The following is a 17,261-nucleotide window of genomic DNA, read 5'->3' on the forward strand; positions in this document are numbered from 1 at the left end:
GGGCCCGGGACTGCCCGGCCGCCCGCAGCCCGCGCCGCCGCGCCCGGCGGCGGGAGGACCGGTCCGCCCTCCCCGCCTCCTCCGCGGCCGTGCAAGGATCGAGTGACGCGGCAGGACCTGCTGCACCCGTACGTACGCTCGAAGGAGAGCGCGATGGCGACCAAGCCGCCCACTGGCGACCCCGTGCAGGACGCACCCCAGGTCACCCCGCCCCAGCACGCCGCGGCGGGACTCCCCGCCATCGCGCACACCCTGAAGATCGCGAACGAGCAGATGGGCCTGGCCCGCACCGCCCGGACCCTCCTCAAGGTCAACCAGAAGAACGGCTTCGACTGCCCCGGCTGCGCCTGGCCCGAGGGCGACAAGCGGCACACCGCCGAGTTCTGCGAGAACGGCGCCAAGGCCGTCGCCGAAGAGGCCACGCTGCGCCGCGTCACCCCTGACTTCTTCGCCGCCCACCCGCTCCCCGAGCTCGCCGCCCGCAGCGGCTACTGGCTCGGCCAGCAGGGCCGCATCACCCAGCCGATGTACCTGCCCGAAGGCGCCGACCGGTACGAGCCCGTCAGCTGGAAGAGGGCCTTCGAGATCATCGCGGAGGAGCTCGGCGCCCTCGCCTCCCCCGACGAGGCCCTCTTCTACACCTCCGGCCGTACCAGCAACGAGGCCGCGTTCCTCTTCCAGCTCTTCGCCCGCGAATTCGGCACCAACAACCTGCCGGACTGCTCCAACATGTGCCACGAGTCCTCCGGCTCCGCGCTCAGCGAGACCATCGGCATCGGCAAGGGCAGCGTCTCCCTCGAAGACCTCCACCGCGCCGACCTGATCATCGTCGCCGGCCAGAACCCCGGCACCAACCACCCCCGCATGCTCTCCGCGCTGGAGAAGGCCAAGGAATCCGGCGCGAAGATCATCTCGGTGAACCCGCTGCCCGAAGCCGGCATGGAACGGTTCAAGAACCCCCAGACCCCGCTCGGCATGCTCAAGGGCACCCCCCTCAACGACCTCTTCCTGCAGATCCGCATCGGCGGCGACCAGGCCCTCTTCCGCCTCCTCAACAAGCTCGTCATCGAGACCGACGGTGCCCTCGACGAGGACTTCATCCGCGAGCACACCCACGGCTACGAAGCCCTCGCCGCCGCCGCCGAGGACGCGGACTGGGACGAGGCCCTCACCGCCACCGGCCTCACCCGCCCCGAGATCGAACACGCCCTGGCCATGATCCTGGCCTCGAAGCGCACCATCATCTGCTGGGCCATGGGCCTCACCCAGCACAAGCACTCCGTCGCCACCATCCGCGAGGTCGTCAACCTCCTCCTGCTCCGCGGCAACATCGGCCGCCCCGGCGCCGGCGTCTGCCCCGTCCGCGGCCACTCCAACGTCCAGGGCGACCGCACCATGGGCATCTTCGAACGCCCCGCCCCCGCCTTCCTCGACGCCCTCGACGAGGAATTCGGCATCACCTCGCCCCGCGAGCACGGCTACGACGTGGTCCGCTCCATCGAGGCCCTGCGCGACGGCAAGGCCAAGGTCCTCTTCGCCATGGGCGGCAACTTCGTCGGAGCCACCCCCGACACCGACGTCACCGAGGCCGCGATCCGCCGCGCCTCCCTCACCGTCCACGTCTCCACCAAACTCAACCGCTCCCACGCGGTCACCGGCCGGCGCGCCCTGATCCTGCCCACCCTCGGCCGCACCGACAAGGACGTCCAGAAGAGCGGACGCCAGTTCGTCACCGTCGAGGACTCCATGGGCATGGTCCACTCCTCCCGCGGCAACCTCGCACCCGCCTCCCCCCACCTCCTCTCCGAGCCCGCCATCGTCGCCCGCATGGCCCGCGCCGTCCTCGGCACCGCCTCCAAGACCCCCTGGGAGGAGTTCGAGAACGACTACGCGGCCATCCGCGACCGCATCGCCCGCGTCGTCCCCGGCTTCGAGGACTTCAACGCCCGCGCCGCCCGCCCCGAAGGCTTCCGGCTCCCCCACGGCCCCCGCGACGAACGCCGCTTCCCCACCAGGACCGGCAAGGCCAACTTCACCGCCGCCCCCGTCGAGTACCCCGAGGTGCCCGCCGGCCGGCTCCTCCTGCAGACCCTGCGCAGCCACGACCAGTACAACACCACCATCTACGGCCTCGACGACCGCTACCGCGGCATCACCGGCGGCCGCCGCGTCGTCCTGGTCAACCCCCAGGACGCCGCCGAGCTCGGCCTCGCCGACGGCGCCTACACCGACCTCGTCGGCGAATGGAAGGACGGCGTCGAACGCCGCGCCCCCGGCTTCCGCGTCGTCCACTACCCCACCGCACGCGGCTGCGCCGCCGCCTACTACCCCGAGACCAACGTCCTGGTCCCCCTCGACTCCACCGCCGACACCAGCAACACCCCCGCCAGCAAGTCCGTCGTCATCCGCTTCGAACCGGCCTGATAGAACGATCCCAGGCACACTGGTTAACGATCGTTGACGAACGGAGCAGGCCCATGGCCGACGAGCAGCAGCACGCCGTGAAGTTCCCCCAGGAAGTCCTCGACGAGTACGCGGCCCTGGGCATAGACCTGCCCGCCCTCTTCTCGGCGGGCGCCCTCGGGCAGCGCATGGAGATCCGCATCCTGGAGGCGTCCGCAGAACGCGTCGTCGCCACCATGCCCGTCAAGGGCAACACCCAGCCCTACGGACTCCTGCACGGCGGCGCCTCCGCCGTCCTCGCCGAGACCCTCGGCTCCGTCGGCGCCATGATGCACGGCGGCAGCAAGAAGATCGCCGTCGGCGTCGACCTCAACTGCACCCACCACCGCGGCGTACGGGACGGCCAGGTCACCGGCACCGCCACCCCCGTCCACCGCGGCCGCTCCACCGCCACCTACGAGATCCTGATCACCGACGACCAGGACCGCCGCGTCTGCACCGCCCGCCTCACCTGCCTGCTGCGCGACACGGACTCTTAACACCCCGGCCGGTACGAGCCGTTGTGCCGCCCCCGGCGCCGGTCTAGCGTTCCCGCATGGGATCCGGACCGGCGCCCCGCGGCGCCACGGCCACACACGGGACGACGGCACCCCTCGCCGCCGCCGCCCTCACCGCCACCCTCCTGACCGCCGCCCTCCTGTCCGGCTGCGCCGGACCCACCCGAGCGCCCCACACCGCCCCCGCGCCCCGCACCACCCCGCCCCAGGCCCTCTGCGCCACCCTCGTCACCCACTGGGCCACGGTGATCCTCGACGCGGCCGAGGACGAGGACGCCGTCGGCCTCGACTACCAGTCCATGGGGCTGTCCGGCGACCAGAACGAGATCCTGCGCGCCGTCCTCCAAGCCGCCCGCGCCGAACAGCGCACCGAGGGCACCGCGGCCGCCCGCGAGAGCGCCGCCCGCGACGCGGAGGCCCGCTGCGCCGAGCGCCACCGCTCGGGCACCCCGACGGGCGGGCCCTGGCAGTGAGCGCCGGCATCGGCCCGGTGGAACCCGGGGAGGGCACGGAGGACGGCCAGGGCCCGCGCAGGGGTCCGCGTACGCCCCGCGCGGAGTGGATCCGCTCCCGCTACGCCCGACACCGCAGGGCCGTCCTCACCGTCGCGTCGGCCGCCGTACTGGTCGCGGCCGCCGCCCGCATATACGCCACACGGCCCGAGCCGCCCCGGCCCGAGGTCCCGCCCGCACCCTCGCAGGCCCTGTCCCTCGCGTACGGGGATCCGGTGGAGCCGCCGCCCGACGGCGCCGCCTTCGCCTTCACTGTGCGTGTGCGGACGGCGGTCGGCCCCGCCGTCACGGTCGAGCGGATCGGCCAGCCCTCGCAGGCGCTGAGCGTGACGATCCGGCCAGGCCTCCCGGCCACGGTCGGGGCGGGAGAAGTACGGGAGCTCCTCGTTCTCATTCGGGCAAAAGACTGCGTGCATGTAGCACGGAATTCGGGGCTCCCTTTCCTGGAAGTGACCCTGAGTAATGGATTCCAGAAAGAGGATCACAGTTACATCCCCGGTGACCGATATGCCAGGGATCTTTCCGCCGCCCTGACCAGGGCCTGTCCCGAAGCCCGAGACGGGGCCACCACCGGGCCGTCATGACCAAAAACCCCCAGAGTCCTGGCCTGTCAGGACCCAAACCGCCCAATGGTCCTGCCGTGTCTCAGGATGCGGACAAGACGAACCGGCCTGAATTCCCCCGTTCCACCCCCCGTGAACCGCTATGTATTACGCCGTGGCATAACAAGAGAGTCACATCATTGGCCTCAGCCCTCCATAACCGCCGATGGGCCGCCTAGAGTCACGGCCAGTTACCGCGACCGCCGGATTTCCTCAGTTCGGTTCCCCGCGTTCGACTCGACGCGTCCCACGGGGGACGCGGCGCCAGGAAAGGACTGATCGTGCGTTCTCGTCAGCTCATCGCCGTGACCGCCGCCCTCGCCGCGGGCGCTCTCACTCTCACCGCCTGCGGCTCGCGCGACGACAAGGGCGGATCCACCGCAGACGGTGGCACCACCGTCGTCATCGGCGTCGACGCCCCGCTGACGGGCGACCTCTCCGCCCTCGGCCTCGGCATCAAGAACTCCGCGGACCTCGCCGCCAAGCAGGCCAACGAGAAGAAGTACGTCAAGGGCGTCACCTTCAAGATCCAGGCCCTCGACGACCAGGCCCAGGCCTCCTCCGGCCAGCAGAACGCCACCAAGCTCACCGCCGACAAGGACGTCCTCGGCGTCGTCGGCCCCCTCAACTCCTCGGTCTCCGAGTCCATGCAGAAGGTCTTCGACGACGCGAAGCTGGCCCAGATCTCCCCGGCCAACACCAGCCCGTCGCTGACCCAGGGCCCCAAGTGGGCCGAGGGCCAGAAGACCCGCACCTACAAGAGCTACTTCCGCACCGCCACCACGGACGCCATCCAGGGCCCGTTCGCGGCGCAGTACCTCTTCAACAAGGCGGGCAAGAAGAAGGTCTTCATCATCGACGACAAGAAGACCTACGGCGCCGGCCTCGCCGGAACCTTCAAGGGCGAGTTCACCAAGCTCGGCGGCCAGGTCGCCGGCGAGGGCCACATCGACCCCGAGTCCAAGGACTTCTCGGCCATCGTGACCCAGGTCAAGTCCTCGGGCGCCGACGTCGTCTACTACGGCGGCGAGTACCCCGCGGCCGGCCCGCTCAGCAAGCAGATCAAGGCTTCCGGCACCAACATCCCGCTCGTCGGCGGCGATGGCGTGAAGGACAAGAAGTACGTCGAGCTCGCCGGCGAGAGCGCCCAGGGCGACCTCTGCACCTCCGTCGGTGCCCCGGTCGAGAGCCTGGCCTCCGCCAAGGAGTTCGTCGACAACTACAAGAAGGCCGGCTACAAGGACGACTACTCGGCCTACGGCGGCTACTCGTACGACTCCGCCTGGGCCGTCATCGAGGCCGTCAAGAAGGTCGTCGAGGCCAACAACGGCAAGCTCCCCTCGGACGCCCGCGCCAAGGTCCTCGAAGCCGTCCAGGGCGTCAACTTCGAAGGTGTGACCGGCAAGGTCTCCTTCGACGAGTTCGGCGACGCCACCAACAAGCAGCTGACCGTCTACAAGGTCGAGGGCGACGACTTCAAGGCTGTCGAGTCCGGCACCCTCGCCGGCTGACCTCCCACCGGCTGACCCCCTAGCCCTCACCCCTCACCTGCCGCGCGGGGCGCGCACCAAGCGCCCCGCGCGGTGTCACATCCGTCGAAAGACTCGGAGGACCTGCGGTGCACGAACTGCCGCAACAGCTGGTCAACGGCCTGCTACTGGGATCCATGTACGGGCTCGTCGCCATTGGCTACACAATGGTCTACGGCATTGTCCAGCTCATCAACTTCGCCCACGGCGAGATCTTCATGACCGGCGGGTTCGGAGCCCTCACGGTCTGGCTGATGCTCCCCGGCGGCACCACCATGTGGGTCGCACTGCCCCTCATGCTCATAGGCGCTGTCATCGTCGCCACCCTCATCGCCGTCGGCGCCGAACGCTTCGCCTACCGGCCCCTGCGCAGCGCACCCCGCCTCGCGCCGCTCATCACCGCCATCGGCCTCTCCATCGTCCTCCAGCAGGCGGTATGGGCCTGGTACCCCGACGCGAAGTCCTCCGTCAAGTTCCCCGAGATCCCCGGCGGTCCCTTCCACCTCGGCAGCATCACCATCCAGACCGGTGACGTCTTCCTGCTGCTCGCCGCCCCCATCTCCATGGCCTTCCTCGGCTTCTTCGTGAAGAAGACCCGCACCGGCCGCGGCATGCAGGCCACCGCGCAGGACCCGGACACCGCGAAGCTCATGGGCATCAACACCGACCGCATCATCACGGTCGCCTTCGCCCTCGGCGCGGCCTTCGCCGCCGTCGGAGCCGTCGCCTACGGCCTCAAGTACGGTGAAGTCCAGTACCGCATGGGCTTCATCCTCGGCCTCAAGGCCTTCACCGCAGCCGTCCTCGGCGGCATCGGGAACATCTACGGCGCCATGATCGGCGGCCTGGTCCTCGGCCTCGCCGAAACCCTGACCACCGCCTACATCGCCGACGTACCCGGCATGAGCCAGCTCGGCGGCCAGTCCTGGGGCAACACCTGGGCGTTCGTACTCCTCATCCTCGTGCTCCTCTTCCGACCCCAGGGTCTGTTGGGCGAGCGCGTGGCGGACAGGGCGTGAGAACCATGACGACCATCACCGCGGACACCCCGCAGACCACCGCAGCCGACACCGGCTTCATCGCGATTCCCGAGAAGCCTGCCCGGCTCCTCGCAACCGCCGGCGGCCTCCTCACCGTCATCTCCTGCTTCCTGTCCTGGACCTGGACGTCCGCCTTCCCCGGAGACCTCACCGTCTACGGCTACCCCGGCGGCCTCCAGTGGCTCGTCCTCGTCGCGGGCGCCCTGACCACGCTCTTCGGACTCGCCTCCTACGGCATCAAGGGTCTCGGCTGGCTCGTCCCGGCAGGCGCGGACGCCGCCATCAAACTCTCCGCCCTCGCCGCCTTCGCCACCGCCTGGTACACGATCGTCACGATCACCATCCAGCTCGGCGGCGTCGTGAACCTCGAACCCGGCGGCTTCATCGTCGCCGTGACCAGCCTCGCCACCGCCCTCGGCGCCCTCGCCCTGCCGTTCAAGCGCCCCGTGCTCGAACCGGCCGACCCCGACGACGGCCAGTGGGACACCTTCAAGCACAACGCGGGCAACGTCTGGACGACCGTCAAGGCCAGCTTCACCACGCACACCGCGAACCCGGCGCGCGCCCTCCCCTCCTGGGCCGAGATCCTGCTCATCGCCGCCGTACTGGCCGTCACACTCGGCATCTTCACCTACGGCATCACCACTCCTTACCAGGAACTCTTCATCGGCTTCCTGATCACCGCAGGCTTCTGCTTCGGTGCCCTGAACAAGAGCGGCCTCGTCGCCCGCTTCACCAACCTGACCGCGAAGCACCGCAACGTCGCGCTCGTCGGCGCCTTCGTCGCGGCCATGGCCTTCCCCCTCACGCAGACCGACGACCAGTACGCGACCCTCGGCGTCAACATCCTCATCTTCGCCACCGTCGCCCTCGGCCTGAACATCGTCGTCGGCCTCACGGGCCTCCTCGACCTCGGCTACGTCGCCTTCCTCGGTGTCGGCGCCTACACCGCGGCCCTGGTCTCCGGCAGCCCCAATTCCCCCTTCGGAGTGCACCTCCCCTTCTGGGCCGCGATCCTCCTCGGAGCTGTCGCTTCCATGGTCTTCGGCGTCCTCATCGGCGCCCCGACCCTGCGCCTGCGCGGCGACTACCTCGCCATCGTGACGCTCGGCTTCGGTGAGATCTTCCGCATCACCATGAACAACCTCGACGGTGTCTCGGGCCCCGACATCACCAACGGCCCCAACGGCATCGCCAACATCCCCAACGTCAACCTGTTCGGCTTCGACTTCGGCGCCAGCCACACCATCGCCGGATTCACCATCGGCCGCTTCGCGAACTACTTCCTGCTGCTGCTGCTGATCACCCTCATCGTGGTCATGGTGTTCCGCCGCAGCGCCGAATCCCGCATCGGCCGCGCCTGGGTCGCCATCCGCGAGGACGAGACCGCCGCCGAGGCCATGGGCATCAACGGCTTCCGCGTCAAGCTCATCGCCTTCGCCCTCGGCGCCACCCTCGCCGGCCTCGCCGGCGCCGTACAGGCCCACGTGCAGTACACCGTCACCCCCGAGCAGTACCAGTTCGCCAACAGCACCCCGCCGAACTCCGCGTTCCTCCTCGCCGCAGTCGTTCTCGGCGGCATGGGCACCATCTCCGGCCCCCTCGTCGGCGGCGCCCTGCTCTACCTGATCCCCAACAAGCTCCAGTTCCTGGGCGAGTACCAGCTCCTCGTCTTCGGCATCGCACTCGTCATCCTGATGCGCCTGCGCCCCGAAGGCCTCATCCCCAACCGGCGCAACCAGCTCGAACTCCACAAGGACCTCGAAGCGCCCACAGTCCTCGGCAAGGCAGGGGCCTGATCCATGACCACCACCACGACCGAAACGGCCACCGCCGAGACCGTCCTCGACGCCCGCGGTGTGACGATGCGCTTCGGCGGCCTCACCGCCGTCAAGAACGTCGACCTGACCGTCCGCAGCGGCGAGATCGTCGGCCTCATCGGCCCCAACGGTGCCGGCAAGACCACCTTCTTCAACTGCCTCACCGGCCTCTACATCCCCACCGAGGGCGAAGTCCGGTACAAGGGCACGGTCCTGCCCCCCAAGTCCTTCAAGGTCACCGCGGCCGGCATCGCCCGCACCTTCCAGAACATCCGTCTCTTCAACAACATGACGGTCCTGGAAAACGTCCTCGTCGGACGCCACACCCGCACCAAGGAAGGCCTCTGGTCCGCCCTCCTGCGCCTCCCCAGCTTCGGCAAGGAGGAGCAGGCCAGCCGCGAGCGCGCCATGGAGCTGCTGGAGTTCATCGGCCTCGACCACAAGGCCGAGCACCTCGCCCGCAACCTCCCCTACGGTGAGCAGCGCAAGCTGGAGATCGCCCGGGCCCTCGCCAGCGACCCGGGCCTCATCCTCCTGGACGAGCCCACCGCCGGCATGAACCCGCAGGAGACCCGGGCCGCCGAAGAACTCATCTTCGCCATCCGGGACATGGGCATCGCCGTCCTCGTCATCGAGCACGACATGCGCTTCATCTTCAACCTCTGCGACCGCGTCGCCTGCCTCGTCCAGGGCGAGAAGCTCATCGAGGGCACCGCCGGCGAGGTCCAGAGCGACGAGCGCGTCATCGCCGCCTACCTCGGCGAGCCCTTCGAAGGCGCCCCCGGCGCCGAAGAAGTCGCCGAAGTCGAGGCCGCCGAGGAAGCCGCCGAAGCCGAGGTCGTGGCCGAAGCCGAGGTCGTGGCCGAAGCCGAGGCCGCCGTCGAGGCCGCCGAGGACGAAGCCGCGGAGGCCGTCGAGGCCGCCGAGGACGAAGCCGCGGAAGCCGCCGAGGGCGCCGAGGGCGCCGCCACCGGCGAGGCGGACAGCACCACCAGCACGGACGGAGAGACCAAGTGACCGCACTCCTGGAGGTCGAGGACCTCCGCGTCGCCTACGGCAAGATCGAAGCCGTCAAGGGCATCTCCTTCACCGTCGACGAAGGCGAGATCGTCACCCTCATCGGGACGAACGGCGCCGGCAAGACCACCACCCTGCGGACCCTGTCCGGCCTGATCAAGCCCAAGGGCGGCCAGATCAAGTTCCAGGGCAAGTCGCTGAAGAAGGTCCCCGCGCACGACATCGTCTCGCTCGGACTCGCCCACTCCCCCGAGGGGCGGCACATCTTCCCGCGCATGTCGATCGAGGACAACCTCCTCCTCGGCGCCTTCCTCCGCAACGACAAGGAAGGCATCCAGAAGGACGTCCAGCGCGCCTACGACCTCTTCCCGATCCTGGGAGAGCGCCGCAAGCAGGCCGCCGGCACCCTCTCCGGCGGCGAACAGCAGATGCTCGCCATGGGCCGCGCGCTCATGTCCCAGCCGAAGCTGCTCATGCTGGACGAGCCCTCGATGGGCCTCTCCCCGCTGATGATGCAGAAGATCATGGCGACCATCGCCGAGCTCAAGTCGGCCGGCACCACGATCCTGCTGGTCGAGCAGAACGCCCAGGCCGCGCTGTCGCTGGCCGACCAGGGCCACGTCATGGAGATCGGCAAGATCGTCCTGTCGGGCCCGGGCCGCGAGCTCCTCGTCAACGAGGACGTCCGCAAGGCCTACCTCGGCGAGGACTGACCCCGCCGGTTCGTTCAAAGCCGTGAGGCCCGTCTCCCCTCGGGGGGAGACGGGCCTCACGCGTTGGCGCTGACGCTACTTGCCGGCGTTCTGCTTCTTCTCCTCGGCGTCCTCGATGACCGCCTCGGCGACCTGCTGCATGGACATGCGGCGGTCCATGGAGGTCTTCTGGATCCACCGGAACGCGGCGGGCTCGGAGAGCTTGTACTCGGTCTGGAGAATGCTCTTGGCCCGGTCGACGAGCTTGCGGGTCTCCAGGCGCGCGGAAAGGTCCGCGACCTCCTTCTCCAGCGCCTTCAGCTCCGCGAACCGGGACACGGCCATCTCGATGGCCGGGACGACGTCGCTCTTGCTGAAGGGCTTGACGAGGTACGCCATGGCGCCGGCGTCCCGCGCCCGCTCGACGAGGTCTCGCTGGGAGAACGCGGTGAGCATCAGCACGGGGGCGATGGACTCCTCCGCGATCTTCTCGGCGGCGGAGATCCCGTCGAGGACGGGCATCTTCACGTCGAGGATCACCAGGTCGGGGCGGTGTTCGCGCGCGAGCTCGACGGCCGTCTGCCCGTCCCCGGCCTCGCCGACGACGGAGTAGCCCTCCTCTTCGAGCATCTCTTTCAGGTCGAGACGGATGAGCGCCTCGTCCTCGGCGATGACGACGCGGGTCGTCAGCGGCGGAACGTGCGACTGGTCGGCGTCGGGCGTGGGCGTCGACTCGTGCTCGGCGGTCACGGGGGCTCCTCTTTGCGGGGCATAACAAGCTCCCCCGAGCCTACCTAGCTACGGTAAGGTGGTGCCACGCAGGGATCCCTGATCCCTTCGTTTCTTAGGCCCCAGTACTCCAACTTGGTCAGAGAGGCCGCTCTCAAACAGCGGACAGTGTGGGTTCGAATCCCACCTGGGGCACCTTTCCTTTAATTCCAAGGTCACGCGAGATTAATCGACCTTCGCCCCTTTAGGGGAATCCACCCGAAAACGCACGTGTGAGCGCAAGATTTTCTCCAACGTCGCCCATATGTACGATCTGGCGACTCGCCGACACGCGCTAGCTCTCCTGGGCAAGGGAAGAAGCCTCAACTCGGTGAGCAAGGAAACCGGGATATCCCGCTCCGCAATCCGCGCTTGGCAGGCAGGGGTGGAACCGCGCCGAAGTCCGCTCGCGCCCTGCGCAGAGCCTACGGATACGGCCTCGTATGCCTATCTGCTCGGCCTCTACCTCGGCGACGGCTGCATCAGCCCCCATCCACGCGGTGGCCACCACCTCCGGATCGCGTGTGCCGACGCCTGGCCCGGTCTCATCGGGCAGTGCCGCGCAGCGATCCTGGCCGTACGGCCGACCGACAAGGTCTACGTGTTGCAGCGCCAAGGCTGCGTGGCCGTCACCAGCTACGGACGGCACTGGACCTGCCTCTTCCCCCAGCACGCACCGGGCAAGAAGCACGAGCGGCGCATCGCCCTCCAGTCCTGGCAACAGGAGATGGTCGACGCCCACCCATGGGAGTTCATCCGCGGACTGATCCACTCCGACGGATGCCGGATCACCAACTGGACCGTCCGGAACGGCAAGCGGTACGAGTACCCCCCGGTATTTCTTCACCAACAAGTCCGCGGACATCACACGGATGCTCACCGACACCCTGGACCGGCTCGGCGTCCAGTGGAAACAGGCGAACAAGCAGAACGTCTCCATCGCCCGGAAGGAGTCCGTCGCGCTCATGGACGCCCACGTCGGGCCGAAGTACTGACGGCCCGGTCTTGACCCTCCACCGGGTGGAGACCGCAGGGTGGGGGCATGGACGGCGTGACGGAGTTGTATTCGATCGGGGAGCTGGCCCGGAGGACCGGGTTGGCGGTGCGGACGATCCGCTTCTATTCCGATACGGGGGTCGTCGCGCCGTCCTGTCGTAGTCGTGCCGGGTACCGGCTGTACGACGCCGACGCGCTGGTGCGGCTGGAGCTCGTGCGGACGCTGCGGGAGCTGGGGGTGGATCTGCCCAGCGTGCGGCGGGTGCTGGATCGGGAGCTGTCGGTGGCCGAGGTGGCTGCCGCGCACGCCGATGCGGTGGAGGTGCAGATCCGGGCGTTGCGGTTGCGTCGGGCGGTGTTGCGGTTGGTGGCCGGGCGCGGGTCGGGTCCCGAGGAGGTTCGGTTGATGCATGAGGTGACGCGGTTGTCGGGCGAGGAGCGCCGGCGGTGGGTGGAGTTGTTGGTGGAGGGGGCCGACGAGTCGGTGGCGGCGATGGTGCGGGCTTCGGCTCCGGACCTGCCGGAGGATCCGTCGGTGGAGCAGGTGGCGGCGTGGGTGGAGTTGGCGGAGTTGGTGGGGGATGCGGAGTTCCGGGAGGTGTTCCGGGGGGCGCCTGGGGTGGAGGCGCCGGTTGATCCGCGGGTGGAGCGGTACTGGAGGTTGGTGTGGGTGGTGAACGGGTGGGAGGTGGTGCCGGGGCTGGTGCCTTAGGTTGGGGCGTCCGTTGGTGTGGGTGTTGGAGGGACGTCTCGATGAGCGAGAAGGCTCGCAAGCTGTTCGACGCGCTGGATCTGAACCATGACGGGGAGCTGACCCGTGCGGAGGTGATCTCGGCTCTGCGTGCGAAGGGGCCGACGTTGGCGGCGCAGGGGGATCTGCCGTTCTGGGGTCTGGGGGACGCGGATGCGTCGTCGGCCCTGTTCGATGCGGCGGACAAGAACGGTGATGCGGTGTTGTCGTTCGCGGAGTTCGAGGCCGAGGTGGATCGTCGGTTCGGTTGGTGACGGCCCCGTGTACGACGCCGCCGGGCCGCCCCTTGTGAGGGGCGGCCCGGCGGTGTTGTGGGTGGTGTCAGCGGACGGGGTCGCCGATGTGGTGGATGCGGACGAGGTTGGTCTTGCCGCTGACGCCGGGGGGTGATCCGGCGGTGATGACGACGACGTCGCCGGGGACGCAGCGTCCGATGCGCAGGAGTTCCTCTTCGACCTGGGCGACCATGGCGTCGGTGGAGTCGACGTGGGGGCCTAGGAAGGTTTCGACGCCCCAGGTGAGGTTGAGCTGGGAGCGGGTGGCGGGGTCGGGGGTGAAGGCGAGGAGGGGGATGGGGCTGCGGTAGCGGGAGAGCCGGCGGACGGTGTCTCCGCTCTGGGTGAAGGCGACGAGGAATTTGGCGCCGAGGAAGTCGCCCATTTCGGCGGCTGCGCGGGCTACGGCTCCGCCTTGGGTGCGGGGTTTGTTGCGGTCGGTGAGCGGCGGGAGGCCCTTGGCGAGGATGTCCTCTTCGGCGGCTTCGACGATGCGTGCCATGGTGCGGACGGTGTCGATGGGGTGTTTGCCGACGCTGGTCTCGCCGGAGAGCATGACGGCGTCGGTGCCGTCGATGACGGCGTTGGCGACGTCGGAGGCTTCGGCGCGGGTGGGTCGGCTGTTGTCGATCATCGAGTCGAGCATCTGGGTGGCGACGATGACCGGTTTGGCGTTGCGCTTGGCGAGTTTGATGGCGCGCTTCTGGACGATGGGGACTTGTTCCAGGGGCATTTCGACGCCGAGGTCGCCGCGGGCGACCATGATGCCGTCGAAGGCGGCGACGATGTCGTCGATGCTTTCGACGGCCTGGGGCTTTTCGATCTTCGCGATGACGGGGAGGCGTCGGCCTTCCTCGTCCATGATGCGGTGGACGTCTTCGATGTCGCGGCCGCTGCGGACGAAGGAGAGGGCGATGACGTCGGCGCCGGTGCGCAGGGCCCAGCGGAGGTCTTCGATGTCCTTGTCGGAGAGGGCGGGGACGGAGACGGCGACGCCGGGGAGGTTGAGTCCCTTGTGGTCGGAGACCATGCCGCCTTCGATGACGCGGGTGTGGACGCGGGGGCCGTCGACGGAGGTGACTTCGAGGGTGACGCGGCCGTCGTCGACGAGGATGCGTTCGCCGGTGGTGACGTCGTCGGCGAGTCCCTTGTAGGTGGTGCCGCAGGTGTGGCGGTCGCCTTGGTGGTCTTCGACGGTGATGGTGAATTCGTCGCCGCGTTCAAGGAGTACGGGGCCTTCGTGGAAGCGGCCGAGGCGGATCTTCGGGCCTTGAAGGTCGGCGAGGACGCCGACGCTGCGGCCGGTCTCGTCGGAGGCCTTTCGTACGCGCTGGTAGCGCTCCTCGTGTTCGGCGTAGGTGCCGTGGCTGAGGTTGAGGCGGGCGATGTCCATTCCGGCTTCGACCAGGGCTTTGATCTGGTCGTATGAGTCGGTGGCGGGGCCCAGGGTACATACGATTTTCGCTCGGCGCATGGGGCGAGGGTATGCCCTACCGGGGGGTAGGAAATGTGGTCCGGGCGTCTCCTCAACAACCTTTGGGCAAAAGCTTGTTGACATTATTTGAATGTGCGTGGGGGTGCTCTGATGAGCACCCCCCGAGGGGGTTTTCAGAGTCGGGGCGGGGTCATCGTGAAGCGGGCGTTGACCTGGGCGAAGACGGTCTGGCGCTGGGGTTCGAGGTCGAGGGGCGGGGCGCCGGCGTCGTCGGCCGGCGCGGCGAAGGCCATGGTGCGCATGGTGCCGCCGGGCTGGGGGTAGGGGGTGGCGTCCTCGGCTCCGGGGTCGGCGAGTTCGACGAGGGCGGCGAGTTCGGCGCCGAGGGCGCGGGCGTATTCGCGGGCGCGTTGGACGGCTTCGAGTACGGCTTGGCGGCGGGCTTCGCCGTGGGCGGGTGAGGTGGGGCGCAGGGCCCACCAGGGGCCGTCGACCTGGGTGAGTTCGAGGTCGGCGAGGCGGGTGGTGAGTTCGCCGAGGGTGGTGAAGTCGTTGAGTTCGGCGGTGATGTGGACGCGGCCGTGGTGGGCGCGGACGCGTTCGCCGCGGCCGTGGCGGGTGAGTTCTGGGGTGATGGAGAAGGAGCCGGTTTCGATCTTTTCGACGGGTTCGCCGTAGCTCTTGAGGAGTTCGAGGACGGTGTTGTTGCGGCGGGTGAGGTCGTCGAGGGCGGTGCGGCGGTCGGTGCCTCGGGCGCTGACGGTGATGCCGATGCGGGCGATTTCGGGGTCGACTTCGAGGCGGGCTTCTCCGCGGACGGCGACGCGGGGGGCCTCGGGGGTTCCGTAGGGCTGGTGGGTGGCGTTCGGGGCGTCCTGGGTCATGGTTTCACTCTCGCACCGTCGCTCGCACGGGTGTGGTCATCGGATCGAAACCTGAGGGGGGTGTTGCTGCTTGTTACCGGTGGGTCAGAATCTACGCGCGTCGTTCACGCTTCGTAACACGCCTCACAAGGGGAGATGGCAATGGCGTTTGACCGCAGGACGTTCATGGGGGCTTCGGCCGCGACGGGTGCGGCTGTGGCGATGGCGGGGGCCACGAGCTCTCCGGCCGCCGCAGCGCCCGCTCCGTCGCGGGGGTCGAAGACCTACGCGTTCACCGTGATGGGTACGACCGATCTGCACGGGAACGTCTTCAACTGGGATTACTTCACGGACAAGGAGTTCGACGACAAGGCGCACAACGACGTCGGTCTGGCGAAGATCTCGACGCTGGTGGAGCAGGTCCGCGCGGAGAAGGGGCGTTGCAACACGCTCCTGATCGACGCGGGTGACACGATCCAGGGCACGCAGCTTTCGTACTACTACGCGAAGGTGGATCCGATCACGGCGCGGCGTGGTCCGGTGCATCCGATGGCGCAGGCGATGAACGCGATCGGGTACGACGCGGCGGCGCTGGGGAACCACGAGTTCAACTACGGCATTCCGGTGCTGCGGAAGTTCGAGGAGCAGTGTGATTTCCCGCTGCTGGGGGCGAACGCGCTGGACGCGAAGACGCTGAGGCCGGCGTTCCCTCCGTACAGCATGCACCGGCTGCGGACCCCCCACGGGCGGGACGTGAAGGTGGCCGTGCTGGGTCTGACGAATCCGGGCATCGCGATCTGGGACAAGGCGAACGTGCAGGGGAAGATGACGTTCCCGGGGCTGGAGGAGCAGGCGGCGAAGTACGTGCCGAAGCTGCGGTCGATGGGTGCGGACGTGGTGATCGTGTCGGCGCACTCGGGGTCGAGCGGTACGTCCTCGTACGGTGACCAGCTGCCGTACGTCGAGAACGCGGCGGGTCTGGTGGCGGAGCAGGTGCCGGGGATCGACGCGGTCCTGGTGGGGCACGCGCACACGGAGATCCCGGAGTACCGGGTGAAGAACAAGGCGACCGGCAAGGACGTGGTGCTGTCGGAGCCGCTGAAGTGGGGGCAGCGGCTGACGCTCTTCGACTTCGAGCTGTCGTGGGAGCGGGGCCGCTGGTCGGTGGCGAAGGTTTCGGCGAAGGTGCTGAACTCGAACACGGCGGCCGAGGACCCGAAGATCACGCGGCTGCTGTCGGACGAGCACCGCAAGGTGGTGGCGTACGTCAACCAGGTGATCGGGACGTCGACGCAGGCGATGTCCTCGGCCGAGGGGCCGGTGAAGGACGTGGCGATCATCGACCTGATCAACCACGTGCAGGCGGAGACCGTGAAGGCGGCGCTGGCGGGTTCCGAGTGGGGGTCTCTGCCGGTGCTGTCGCAGGCGTCCTGTTTCTCCCGGACGGCGGCGATCCCGGCCGGCCAGGTGACCATCAGGGACGCGGCGGGGCTGTACCCGTTCGAGAACACTCTGGAGGCGCGTCTGCTGACGGGTGCGCAGCTGAAGGACTACCTGGAGTACTCGGCGCGGTACTACGTGCAGACGGCTCCGGGTGGTGTCGTGGATCCGGCGAAGCTGACGAACGCGGAGAGCATCCCGGACTACAACTACGACGCGGTGTACGGGCTGAAGTACGACATCGACATCGCGCAGCCGGTGGGTTCGCGGATCACGGGGCTGTCGTTCGCGGGGAAGCCGGTGGATCCGGCGGCGCAGTTCGTGTTCGCGGTGAACAATTACCGGGCTTCGGGCGGCGGGGCGTTCCCGCACGTGCCGAAGGCGAAGCAGTTGTGGGCGAACTCGGACGAGATCCGCAACACGATCATCCAGTGGGTGAAGGCGAAGGGCACGGTGGATCCGGCGCAGTTCGCTTCGGTGGACTGGCGGCTGACGCGGGCGGGCGTGCCGGTGTTCTAGTCCCCTGCGCGGTGTGTGCGGCCGGGTCCTGCTGTGGCGGGT

General features: G+C 68.7%; 14 protein-coding genes, 1 tRNA gene and 1 pseudogene. 13 read left to right on the forward strand and 3 right to left on the reverse strand.

Annotation, left to right across the window (positions count from 1 at the left end; translation table 11 throughout):
- Positions 1-153 precede the first annotated feature (153 nt).
- The 8 genes from ACZ597_RS12370 to ACZ597_RS12405 all read left to right on the forward strand — a co-directional run bounded on the left by ACZ597_RS12370 (position 154) and on the right by ACZ597_RS12405 (position 10,193).
- Complete coding sequence (locus ACZ597_RS12370) at positions 154-2,424, forward strand: FdhF/YdeP family oxidoreductase (RefSeq protein ID WP_471328875.1); 2,271 nt, start codon at positions 154-156, stop codon at positions 2,422-2,424.
- Between the two features lie 53 nt (positions 2,425-2,477).
- Positions 2,478-2,942, forward strand: coding sequence for a PaaI family thioesterase (locus ACZ597_RS12375; RefSeq protein ID WP_471328262.1), 465 nt, complete (start codon positions 2,478-2,480; stop codon positions 2,940-2,942).
- A 56-nt stretch (positions 2,943-2,998) separates the two neighbouring features.
- Entirely contained in the window at positions 2,999-3,433 is a 435-nt protein-coding gene (locus ACZ597_RS12380; protein WP_471328264.1) for a hypothetical protein, read from the forward strand.
- Positions 3,434-4,355: 922 nt separating this feature from the next.
- Complete coding sequence (locus ACZ597_RS12385) at positions 4,356-5,585, forward strand: branched-chain amino acid ABC transporter substrate-binding protein (RefSeq protein WP_471328266.1); 1,230 nt, start codon at positions 4,356-4,358, stop codon at positions 5,583-5,585.
- 107 nt (positions 5,586-5,692) lie between these two features.
- Entirely contained in the window at positions 5,693-6,622 is a 930-nt protein-coding gene (locus tag ACZ597_RS12390; RefSeq protein ID WP_125817167.1) for a branched-chain amino acid ABC transporter permease, read from the forward strand.
- A gap of 5 nt (positions 6,623-6,627) precedes the next feature.
- Positions 6,628-8,442, forward strand: coding sequence for a branched-chain amino acid ABC transporter permease (locus ACZ597_RS12395; protein ID WP_471328269.1), 1,815 nt, complete (start codon positions 6,628-6,630; stop codon positions 8,440-8,442).
- A 3-nt stretch (positions 8,443-8,445) separates the two neighbouring features.
- Positions 8,446-9,480 carry an ABC transporter ATP-binding protein gene (locus ACZ597_RS12400; protein ID WP_471328270.1) on the forward strand — a complete coding sequence of 345 codons (1,035 nt, stop codon included), beginning with the start codon at positions 8,446-8,448 and terminating at the stop codon, positions 9,478-9,480.
- Positions 9,477-10,193, forward strand: a complete 717-nt coding sequence (locus tag ACZ597_RS12405; RefSeq protein WP_471328272.1) for an ABC transporter ATP-binding protein — start codon at positions 9,477-9,479, stop codon at positions 10,191-10,193. The genes ACZ597_RS12400 and ACZ597_RS12405 overlap by 4 nt, the downstream gene beginning before the upstream one ends.
- Before the next feature lie 75 nt (positions 10,194-10,268).
- Here the strand turns inward: ACZ597_RS12405 and ACZ597_RS12410 are convergent, their stop codons facing one another.
- Positions 10,269-10,922 carry an ANTAR domain-containing response regulator gene (locus ACZ597_RS12410; RefSeq protein ID WP_405981196.1) on the reverse strand — a complete coding sequence of 218 codons (654 nt, stop codon included), beginning with the start codon at positions 10,920-10,922 and terminating at the stop codon, positions 10,269-10,271.
- Between the two features lie 98 nt (positions 10,923-11,020).
- On the opposite strand from ACZ597_RS12410, the gene ACZ597_RS12415 reads away from it, so the two are divergent.
- The 4 genes and pseudogenes from ACZ597_RS12415 (at position 11,021) to ACZ597_RS12430 (ending at position 12,941) form a co-directional block, all read left to right on the forward strand.
- A tRNA-Leu gene (locus ACZ597_RS12415) sits at positions 11,021-11,096 on the forward strand.
- A 109-nt stretch (positions 11,097-11,205) separates the two neighbouring features.
- Positions 11,206-11,935: pseudogene (locus tag ACZ597_RS12420) on the forward strand (transcriptional regulator).
- 47 nt (positions 11,936-11,982) lie between these two features.
- Entirely contained in the window at positions 11,983-12,648 is a 666-nt protein-coding gene (locus tag ACZ597_RS12425; protein WP_471328275.1) for a MerR family transcriptional regulator, read from the forward strand.
- A 41-nt stretch (positions 12,649-12,689) separates the two neighbouring features.
- A complete protein-coding gene (locus ACZ597_RS12430) occupies positions 12,690-12,941 on the forward strand; it encodes an EF-hand domain-containing protein (RefSeq protein WP_471328277.1) in 252 nt (83 codons plus the stop codon).
- A gap of 67 nt (positions 12,942-13,008) precedes the next feature.
- On the opposite strand, the gene pyk is transcribed toward ACZ597_RS12430, so the two are convergent.
- Positions 13,009-14,436 (reverse strand): pyruvate kinase, encoded by a 1,428-nt coding sequence (pyk, locus tag ACZ597_RS12435; RefSeq protein ID WP_471328279.1) that lies wholly within the window; start codon positions 14,434-14,436, stop codon positions 13,009-13,011.
- A gap of 134 nt (positions 14,437-14,570) precedes the next feature.
- Entirely contained in the window at positions 14,571-15,281 is a 711-nt protein-coding gene (locus ACZ597_RS12440) for an SIMPL domain-containing protein (RefSeq protein ID WP_471328281.1), read from the reverse strand.
- A 141-nt stretch (positions 15,282-15,422) separates the two neighbouring features.
- Between ACZ597_RS12440 and ACZ597_RS12445 the strand changes: the two genes are divergently transcribed.
- Positions 15,423-17,219 carry a bifunctional metallophosphatase/5'-nucleotidase gene (locus ACZ597_RS12445; RefSeq protein ID WP_471328283.1) on the forward strand — a complete coding sequence of 599 codons (1,797 nt, stop codon included), beginning with the start codon at positions 15,423-15,425 and terminating at the stop codon, positions 17,217-17,219.
- The last annotated feature ends 42 nt before the right edge of the window (positions 17,220-17,261 follow it).

Source organism: Streptomyces sp. NPDC040718 (assembly GCF_055593565.1).

Excerpts from the sequence above, each read along its gene's own strand:
- ACZ597_RS12370 (WP_471328875.1), top strand. The coding sequence starts at position 154 with ATGGCGACCAAGCCGCCCACTGGCGACCCCGTGCAGGACGCACCCCAG.
- ACZ597_RS12375 (WP_471328262.1), top strand. The coding sequence starts at position 2,478 with ATGGCCGACGAGCAGCAGCACGCCGTGAAGTTCCCCCAGGAAGTCCTC.
- ACZ597_RS12380 (WP_471328264.1), top strand. The coding sequence starts at position 2,999 with ATGGGATCCGGACCGGCGCCCCGCGGCGCCACGGCCACACACGGGACG.
- ACZ597_RS12395 (WP_471328269.1), top strand. The coding sequence starts at position 6,628 with ATGACGACCATCACCGCGGACACCCCGCAGACCACCGCAGCCGACACC.
- ACZ597_RS12400 (WP_471328270.1), top strand. The coding sequence starts at position 8,446 with ATGACCACCACCACGACCGAAACGGCCACCGCCGAGACCGTCCTCGAC.
- ACZ597_RS12425 (WP_471328275.1), top strand. The coding sequence starts at position 11,983 with ATGGACGGCGTGACGGAGTTGTATTCGATCGGGGAGCTGGCCCGGAGG.
- ACZ597_RS12430 (WP_471328277.1), top strand. The coding sequence starts at position 12,690 with ATGAGCGAGAAGGCTCGCAAGCTGTTCGACGCGCTGGATCTGAACCAT.
- pyk (WP_471328279.1), bottom strand. The coding sequence starts at position 14,436 with ATGCGCCGAGCGAAAATCGTATGTACCCTGGGCCCCGCCACCGACTCA.
- ACZ597_RS12440 (WP_471328281.1), bottom strand. The coding sequence starts at position 15,281 with ATGACCCAGGACGCCCCGAACGCCACCCACCAGCCCTACGGAACCCCC.
- ACZ597_RS12445 (WP_471328283.1), top strand. The coding sequence starts at position 15,423 with ATGGCGTTTGACCGCAGGACGTTCATGGGGGCTTCGGCCGCGACGGGT.